Origin of the sequence: Micromonospora sp. KC213 (genome assembly GCF_004348325.1) — a bacterium.
GTDB lineage: Bacteria > Actinomycetota > Actinomycetes > Mycobacteriales > Micromonosporaceae > Micromonospora.
The window spans coordinates 1-7,994 of record NZ_SMKF01000219.1 but is presented as its reverse complement, the minus strand read 5'-3'; the positions used below and the strand labels follow the sequence as shown (position 1 = coordinate 7,994).

10 protein-coding genes and 1 pseudogene are annotated in these 7,994 nt (G+C 74.3%); 7 read left to right on the top strand and 4 right to left on the bottom strand.

Annotated features, from left to right (window positions below):
• From E1166_RS31235 to E1166_RS27675, 5 genes and pseudogenes are all read left to right on the top strand, one after another.
• Positions 1-321 (top strand): annotated as a pseudogene (locus E1166_RS31235) (hypothetical protein); the annotation flags it as partial.
• A gap of 185 nt (positions 322-506) precedes the next feature.
• Positions 507-905 carry a hypothetical protein gene (locus E1166_RS27690; RefSeq protein ID WP_132342848.1) on the top strand — a complete coding sequence of 133 codons (399 nt, stop codon included), beginning with the start codon at positions 507-509 and terminating at the stop codon, positions 903-905.
• 135 nt (positions 906-1,040) lie between these two features.
• Positions 1,041-1,841, top strand: coding sequence for a hypothetical protein (locus E1166_RS27685; protein ID WP_132342847.1), 801 nt, complete (start codon positions 1,041-1,043; stop codon positions 1,839-1,841).
• Between the two features lie 455 nt (positions 1,842-2,296).
• Entirely contained in the window at positions 2,297-2,938 is a 642-nt protein-coding gene (locus E1166_RS27680) for a C39 family peptidase (protein ID WP_132342846.1), read from the top strand.
• Positions 2,939-3,082: 144 nt separating this feature from the next.
• Positions 3,083-3,682, top strand: coding sequence for a hemerythrin domain-containing protein (locus E1166_RS27675; protein WP_132342845.1), 600 nt, complete (start codon positions 3,083-3,085; stop codon positions 3,680-3,682).
• 48 nt (positions 3,683-3,730) lie between these two features.
• Here the strand turns inward: E1166_RS27675 and E1166_RS27670 are convergent, their stop codons facing one another.
• From E1166_RS27670 to E1166_RS27660, 3 genes are all read right to left on the bottom strand, one after another.
• On the bottom strand, positions 3,731-3,967 hold the full coding sequence (locus tag E1166_RS27670; protein ID WP_132342844.1) for a ferredoxin: 237 nt from the start codon (positions 3,965-3,967) through the stop codon (positions 3,731-3,733).
• 28 nt (positions 3,968-3,995) lie between these two features.
• Positions 3,996-5,204 (bottom strand): cytochrome P450, encoded by a 1,209-nt coding sequence (locus E1166_RS27665; protein WP_132266608.1) that lies wholly within the window; start codon positions 5,202-5,204, stop codon positions 3,996-3,998.
• A gap of 190 nt (positions 5,205-5,394) precedes the next feature.
• On the bottom strand, positions 5,395-5,577 hold the full coding sequence (locus tag E1166_RS27660) for an antitoxin (protein ID WP_132266604.1): 183 nt from the start codon (positions 5,575-5,577) through the stop codon (positions 5,395-5,397).
• Positions 5,578-5,723: 146 nt separating this feature from the next.
• Here E1166_RS27660 and E1166_RS27655 point away from each other — a divergent pair, with 146 nt between their 5' ends.
• Positions 5,724-6,869, top strand: a complete 1,146-nt coding sequence (locus tag E1166_RS27655) for an AI-2E family transporter (RefSeq protein WP_132342849.1) — start codon at positions 5,724-5,726, stop codon at positions 6,867-6,869.
• A 13-nt stretch (positions 6,870-6,882) separates the two neighbouring features.
• On the opposite strand, the gene E1166_RS27650 is transcribed toward E1166_RS27655, so the two are convergent.
• Positions 6,883-7,539, bottom strand: coding sequence for an alpha/beta fold hydrolase (locus tag E1166_RS27650; protein WP_132342842.1), 657 nt, complete (start codon positions 7,537-7,539; stop codon positions 6,883-6,885).
• A 218-nt stretch (positions 7,540-7,757) separates the two neighbouring features.
• On the opposite strand from E1166_RS27650, the gene E1166_RS31230 reads away from it, so the two are divergent.
• On the top strand, positions 7,758-7,931 hold the full coding sequence (locus E1166_RS31230) for a hypothetical protein (protein WP_165942644.1): 174 nt from the start codon (positions 7,758-7,760) through the stop codon (positions 7,929-7,931).
• Positions 7,932-7,994 lie beyond the last annotated feature (63 nt).

Sequence of the window (7,994 nt, the reverse complement as noted above, 5' to 3'; positions counted from 1 at the left end):
GTGCCAGGGCTGGGTCTGGCCGCCGGGGTCGCGGGCGGGGTGCTCGGCACCGGCGCGCTGGCCTCCTCGGGTGGCCGGGCGGGGTCCGCGACGGCCGGTCGCGGCGGTGTTCCGACCGGCATGGAGAACCGTTCCGCCGCGGGCACCGGCCGGCTGGTCTCCGGCCAGCTCGGCACGGCCGGCCGCGGTGGCGTGATCGGCGGTCGGGGTCAGCACGGCGAGGACGCGACCGACGAACGGATGACCTGGCTCACCGAGGACGAGATGGTGTGGGGCGACGGCGGCAGCACCGCGCCGCCGGTGCTCGGCGGCGACCGGTGACCGACCGGTGATGACGATGGCGGCCCGTCCCGGTTCGCTCGGGGCGGGCCGCCGCCGTTCTCGGCCGTCGACGCCGGCTCCGGTCGCGGGAAACGTTCCGTCCACACCGCACACCGTGGCCCGGGTCACCCGACCCGGCCTTCCCTCCCGCTGCGCGGGCATCGAAGTGGCGCTAGGTTGAGACGGTGCCGACCGTAGCGACCGCCCACCCGATCGGGGCGATGCTACGCGCGCTGCGTGACCTCACCCGGCTGGCGGCGGCCTGCCTGGTGCTCGCCGTCGGCGTCGGCGCTGTCCCCCCGCTCACCGGCCCGGTCGCCGCGCCGGTGACCCCGGCCGCCGCCGCGCCGGTGGCCGCGAACCCACCGGCCTGGAACGGGGCGTCCGCCCGAGCGGCCGAGGCGTCGACCGCCACGGTCGCCGGAGCCGCCGACGAACAGGTCGCCGATCTTCCCGCCGCCCGGCCGTTCCCGGCCCGGCGCGACGCCGCCCGCACCGGGGAGCCGTCGGCCCGCACGGCCCCGGCGGCGACGACGGACCCGGTCCGGGACGCCACCGGCCGGCGCGGCCCGCCCCGGAGCTGACCGCCTCCGGCGTCCGCCCGCTGCCGACCACCGCCGTCGTGCGGTCGTCGACGGGTACGCCGGGCGCGTCCTCCCCGCCCGCCACCGGGTGTCCGCTCGTGAAGTCCACATCGTTCCCGCCGTGAGGTGCTGGTGATGCAGACCGTCTTCTCCTCCGTCCTGCTCGACGTTCCCGCCGCCGCCGTGATCTGGCTGGCGCTGCTCGTCGTCGTCGCCGTCGCCGTCGGGGCTCTGGTCGCCCGCCCCGACTGGCTGCGCTCCACCGTGGCCGGCCGGATCCGGCAGGCCGCGATGCCCAGCCACCTCGAACTGGGCGAGGAGGAGCGGGAACGCACCCGGTACGCCGACGAGGTCGCCGTGGCGGCCGAGCGCGCCGGGGCCACCGCCGCGCGGCGGCGGGCCGAGTGGCTGGCCGCGCAGGAGGAGGTGGAGGCGGCGTGGGCGGCGTACGAGGCGGCTGAGGCGGACGTCCGCCGGCTGTCGGCCGCCGCAGCGATGCCCCTGCCGCAGACCGCGCAGACCCCGTCCGAGTACGCCGACCGTGAGCGGTTCCTGCACCGGACGGCGTTGGACGCGTACTGGCGTAAGGAGATCTCCGTCGAGCAGCTGAGCGACGTCTTCGCGCACCGCAACGGGTGGGATCCGCGGCGGCACCCGGTGGAGCAGGAGCTGTTGCTGCGCCAGGCGGCCCGGAACAACCTGGCCGAGCGGCACCGGGTGGCCGTGGAGCGGGAGCGGGCGGCGTGGCGGGCGGCCGAACTGGCCGTGGCCTCGGCCCGCAGCCTGCGTGACGAGGCGTACGTGGCGCGGAACCGGCAGCCCGAGGAGGAGGTCGAGTCGGTGCTGCCGCTGCCGGGTTCCGGCCGGTCCGCGGCCGAGCCGACCCGGGACGCCCCGACTGTGGCCCGTGGCCGGGCCGCCGTCGCCGCCTACTGACCACCCTGTCGTCCGGACCGGCCGCGCTGATCCACCCCTAATGCGGCAGGTTGCGGTGTCCTGGCTGCTGGACACCGCAACCGCGACCGCGCCCAGGCCGACCGGTCCGGCATCGTGCCGGGTTGACCCGGCCGACCCCAACCTGCCCGTACCGCCCGTCGACGACGTCGCCGCGAGGTGTCGGGCGGGTTGTCCGTTTGCCAGGTCACCGGCGCACCGGTACGACGGAATCCCGGTCGACCCGGGTCGGTTACATCCTGGGTACGACCGCACACACCGGCGCGTGACGGGGCTGGAATGCTCCGGGGCCGCCGGTCGTTGCGGATCCGAGCGGCCGGGGCGCGAACCGCCCGGTCGTCGCCGGGCCCAGGCCCGATTCCCCTGATCCGAGCGCCACCGCGGTGGCCACGTCCGTGTCCCCCCGACCGGACGGCACCCCCGAACGGAGCTTCGACATGAACTCGAACGTCCGCAACAGCATGCTCTCCGTCGCCGGCCTGATCATGGCGGGTGGCGGCATCGCCGGCCCCGCCCTGGCGGCGCAGGCCACGCCGGCCGAGAAGGCGGCCGCGGCGCTGGTGTCCGAGAAGGGCCGGAGCGCGCACCGCGTCGGGCACGAGTACCAGGCGCAGCCGAACTTCTACTACTGCGGCCCGGCGTCGACCCGGATCGCCCTGTCGGCAGCCGGCAAGACGGTCAGCCAGGACGAGCTGGCCGAGAAGCTCGGCACCACGGAAGCCGGCACCGACTCGGCCCTGGACATCACCCGGGTGCTCAACGAGTACACCGGTGGCACGTACAAGACCACCGAGATCAGCGCCGACGTGGCGTCGGATGAGCAGGTCGAGCGGCTGCGCGCCGACGTCCTGGCCGCGGTGGACGCCGACCGGCCGGTCGTCGCCAACATTCGCGGCAGCGCCCTCGACGTGGACGGGGTGACGCACAGCTACGCCGGTCACTATCTGACCGTGGTGGAGTACAAGGACGACGGCGACACGGTCAGGATCGCCGATCCGGGGGCGCCGGACGCCCCGGAGTACTGGATGGGCATCGCCGAGCTGGCGAACTGGATCGCGGGGCGCGGTTACAGCTCCTGATTCCGACGCACCGATGCGGGCCGGCCTCCCCGAGCGGGGGGCCGGCCCACGCGACAAACCGGGCACGGAGTGATTCGTCGGTCCGGCACCGGGTACGAGGGCGACAGAGCCGAACCGTCCGAACATCCGGTAGGGAGGACCCGCATGAGCCATCACGAGAGCACCGAACGGGACGTCGTTGACGTCCTGACGGCCGACCATCGGGAGGTGGAGGCGATCTTCGTCGAGCTGGAGAGCCGGCAGGGCACGCCCAAGCGCCGTCGTCAGTTGGCCGACGTGGTCATCGCCGAACTGGTCCGGCACTCCGTCGCCGAGGAGGCGTACGTCTACCCGGCCGCCCGTAAGGCGCTGCCGGACGGCGACCGGATCGCCGAACACGAGATCTCCGAGCACGCCGAGGCCGAGCGGACCATGAAGGAACTGGAGTCGTTGGACCCGTCCGACAGCCGCTTCGACGAGCTGCTGGCCAAGCTGACCCGCACGATCCGCCACCACGTGCAGGACGAGGAGTCGGATCTCTTCCCGCGGCTGCGGGCGGCAGTGGCCCGGGAGGAGCTGGTCGAGCTGGCCGGCAAGGTGACGGCGGCGAAGAAGGTGGCGCCGACCCGGCCGCATCCGGCCGCGCCGGACCACCCACCGGCGAACAAGCTGCTCGCCCCGGGGGCCGGCCTGGTCGACCGGATGCGCGACGCGCTCAGCGGCCGGCCCACCTCGATGGCCGCGCTGCACGAGAAGCAGCACTGACCTCCGGTACGACGGCCGCGCCCCCGGTGGGACGTGGCCGTCGTCGGTTCACGGCTCGGGTGCGATCCGGCCGCCCTCCACGTCGGACACGATGATCGCCTCCATCGGGCAGGACTCGGCGGCGTCGAGCACGGCCTCCACCGGATCGATCCGTTCCTCGACCGGACGCGACAGCCCGTCCACCACCACGAAGTGGGTCGGTGCGGCACCCGCGCAGATCCCCGACCCGATACACCTCGTCGAGTCGACGAACACCCGCCACCGGCCCGGCTCCTCCTGGCTCACCTGCTCGGCCCTCCCGCCGCGCCCGTCGTCACCACCGCACCGGCATCGCGGTCAGCCCCCGGACCAGCAGACCGCTCTTCCAGGTCAGCTCGGACGGCGGCACGGCCAACCGCAGCCCCGGGGTACGCCGCAGCAGCGTCTCCAACACCACCTGGAGTTCCATCCGGGCGAGCTGGGCCCCGATGCAGTGGTGCACGCCGTGCCCGAAGCCCAGGTGCGGGTTGACCTCCCGGCCCAGGTCGAGCCGCTCGGGGTCGGTGAAGACGCTCTCGTCCCGGTTGGCCGAGTGCACCGAGACGACCACCGGCTCACCCGCCCGGACCAGCACCCCGCCCAGCTCGACGTCCTCAACGGCGTAGCGGGGGAAGGCGGCGGTCGCGCCGAGCGGGATGAACCGCATCAGCTCCTCCACCGCCTTCGGCACCAGGTCCGGCTCGGCGCGCAGCCGCTCCCAGCCGCCCTCCTCGGTCAGCAGGACGTACACCATGTTCGGGATCTGGGTCACGGTGGTCTCGTGCCCGGCGGCGAGCAGACCGGCGGCGAGCTGGACGACCTCCTCCTCGGTGAGCCGGTCGGCGTTCTCGTCCCGGGCCCGGACCATCGCGCCGATCAGGTCGTCGGTCGGGGTCACCCGCCGCTGCGCGATCAGCCCCGCCATGTAGCCCATGAGCTGGTCGACGTAGCTCCTGATCGTGTCCGGGCTGAGTGAGGTGGTCGAGACGATCGCCTCCGACCACGTGCGGAAGCGGTCCTGGTCGGCCACCGGCACGCCGAGCAGGTCGCAGATGACCCGGATCGGCAGCGGAGTGGCCAGGTGGGCGACCAGGTCGGCGGGCGGCCCGGCGGCGAGCATCCCGTCGACGAGTTCCTCGGCGACCGCCCGGGTACGGGGACGCAACTCCTCCACCCGCCGGGCGGTGAACGCCTTCGCCACGAGGCGGCGCAGCCGGGTGTGCTCCGGCGGGTCCATCGCGAGGATGCCCTCGTCCGGCTGGAGGGGAGTGTTGCGGGGCTGGTCCCGGCCCACCGAGGCGGCCCGGCTGAACCGGGGGTCGGCCAGCACCGTCCGCACGTCGGCGTACCGGGTGGCCAGCCAGGCGGGCTCACCGAACGGCAGCCGGATCCGGATCAGCGGCTCCTCCCGGCGCAGTTGGGCGTACCGGGGGTCGACGTCGAGCCGGTGCGGAGCGCTGAACGGGTAGCGTTGCGGCGTCGTGGCCTGCGAAGTGTCGGTCACCGGGGGTGGCTCCCTCTCGTCGACGGCCCGCCGCGCCGGCAGGCCGGTCCGCTGTGACACGACCCTCGATCGAGTCATGTCCCGACTGCGGATCGTAGCGAGAGCGGTCGATGCTGGCCACCCCGTCGCGCCCGGACACGTCGCGGCCGGGCCCGCCACGACGGCGGACCCGGCTGTGAACGTACGCGCCTCAGCGCCCCTGATCGCCCTCACCGGTGCGCGCCTGCGCCATGTCGACGCCCTTGTCGATCTGCTCGTCGTACCTGCCCTCGGTGCGCCGGTCGGCGTAGTCGCCGGCCTTGTCCAGGCCCTGGTCAACCTGCTTGTCGTGCTTGTCGGCGAAGTCCTCGGCCTTGTCCATGAAGTCACTCACGGCGTCCTCCTCGTCTCGTCGTATCCCGCCTTCCCCGGGCCGGGGTGGGGCAAACGCCGCGCGGAGACGGCGGGAGCCCACCCGCCGCGGCGGGTGTCGCGCGGGTGCCCCTCGGGTATCGATCCGCGGAGAACGAGGAGGCCGACGTGGTCGAGGACGGTGACGGGCGTACGCCCGAGGAGACGGCGGCGCAAGCCCGGACCGGCCCCCGGCAGACCTGGGCGGCGCTGCCCTGGCTGGTCCGCACCGCCGTGGTGTGGAGCGCCTGCCTGGTGATCGTGGTGGCGGGGTTGTACCTGCTGGGCCGGGTGGCCACGCTGCTGGCGCCGTTGGCCGTCGCGCTGGCGGTGACGCTCTTCCTGGCCGCGTTGCTGGACCCCGTGTTGCGCGGGCTGCGCCGACTGCGGGTTCCGGCGGCGCTGGCCGCGCTGCTGTCGATCCTGCTCCTGCTCGGCGTCCTGGTCGGGGTCGGCGCGCTGGTGTGGAACCTGACCGCCGCCCAGTTCGGCGAGTTGACCGAGCAGCTGGACCAGGGTCTGCGGCGCAGCCGTGACTTCGTCACCGCCACCCTGCCGGTCACCGAGGCGCAGCTGGACCGGCTGCTTCGGCAGGTGACCTCGGGCCTCGGCGGCGGTTTCGATCCGGTGGGCGGAGCGCGTACGGTCGCCGAGGTGGCCGGTTCGGCCCTGCTCGCCCTGGTGCTGCTGTTCTTCCTGCTCAAGGACGGGCGCTCGATGTGGCAGTGGATGCTGCGCCGAATGACCGGCCCGAACCGCGAGGTGACCGCCGAGGCGGGCCGGGTGGGCTGGCGAACGCTCGGCGGGTACAGCCGGGGCACGATGATCATCGCGGCGATCGACGCGATGGGGATCGGCCTCGCCCTGGTGCTGCTCGGCGTGCCGTTGGCCCTGCCGCTGGCCCTGATCACGTTCTTCGGCGGATTCGTGCCGATCGTCGGGGCCACGGTGGCCGGCGCGGTGGCCGTGCTGGTCGCGCTGGCCGCGAAGGGACCCACCACCGCGCTGCTGGTGCTGGCGGCGGTGATCGCCGTCCAGCAGATCGAGGGCAACCTGCTGGAGCCGCTGGTCATGAAGCGGCAGGTCCGGCTGCATCCGGCGGTGATCCTGGTGGTGGTGGCCGCCGGCACCCTGGTCGCCGGGATCGCGGGGGCGTTCGTGTCGGTGCCGATCGCGGCGGTCACCTACCGGGTGGTCGACACCGTGCAACGCCATCGTGAGCGGCGAGCCAGGGCCGAGGCCGCCACGGACACCCCGCCGCCCGCACCGGCCTGACCGCTCACCCCGGTCAGGCCGGGACCGGCAGGTGGGTGCAGAACCAGTCGCCGGCCGCGTCGGCGACCTGCTCCAGGGTGCCGGGTTCCTCGAAGAGGTGGGTGGCCCCGGGCACGATCCGCAGTTCGTGCGGTGCGGCCAACTGCCCGGCCGCCTGCTCGTTCAGCGTGATCACCTGCTCGTCGAGGCCGCCGACCAGCATCAGCGTCGGCGCGCGGACCGCCGACAGCGCCGAACCGGCCAGGTCCGGACGGCCGCCCCGGGACACCACCGCCGCCACCCGATCGGGACGGGCCGCCGCCGCCACCAGGGCCGCCGCCGCTCCGGTGCTCGCGCCGAACAGACCCACCGGCAGCCGGCCCAGCGACGGCTCGGTACCCAGCCAGTCGACGATCCCGGCGAGCCGGTCGGCGAGCAGGCCGATGTCGAAACGCAGCTCGGCGGTGACCGCGTCGAGGGCGTCCTCGTCGGGCGTGAGCAGGTCCACCAGCACGGTCGCCAGCCCTCGCTGCTGGAGCACCCGGGCCACCGCCACGTTGCGCGGGCTGTGCCGGGAACTGCCGCTGCCGTGGGCGAAGAGCACCAGGCCCGTCGCGTCGTCCGGCCCGTCGATGTCGGCCGGCAACCCGGCCGTACCGACCAGGATGTTCACCTGTCCACGCGTACCCATCAGCGTCCTCCTCGCGTCGGCGCCCGCTGCCGGGGCGGAACGTCCGGTGCGGGTACCCGCGTGCGGGCCTCTCCTCACCCGGGCGGGGGGCGACCAGGCCGGGCCGGGCGGCCGGCTCCGGGACGCGCCGGTGCCGTTTGTCGCCGGGGCGATCGGGAAGGCCAGCGGTGACCTGGCATTCGGCGCAGTCGCGCCCCGACAGATCGCGAGGACCTCCGATGGCGAAGCGGAAGCAGCAGACCGGCGACGTGGAGCAGGAACGGCGCGAACAGGACGCCGAGCGCGGTCGGGACTGGGCGGACGAGGCGGCGCAGGCCCGTACCGCCGACGATCCCCGCGCGATGGCACCCCGCGACGCCGCGGGTCGCCCCTCCAACGGCCGCCAGTTCTGACCGGCAACCCCTGAATCAGCCCTCGTCCTCCGGAAGACGCAGCAGGGGCGCGCGGCCGGGGGC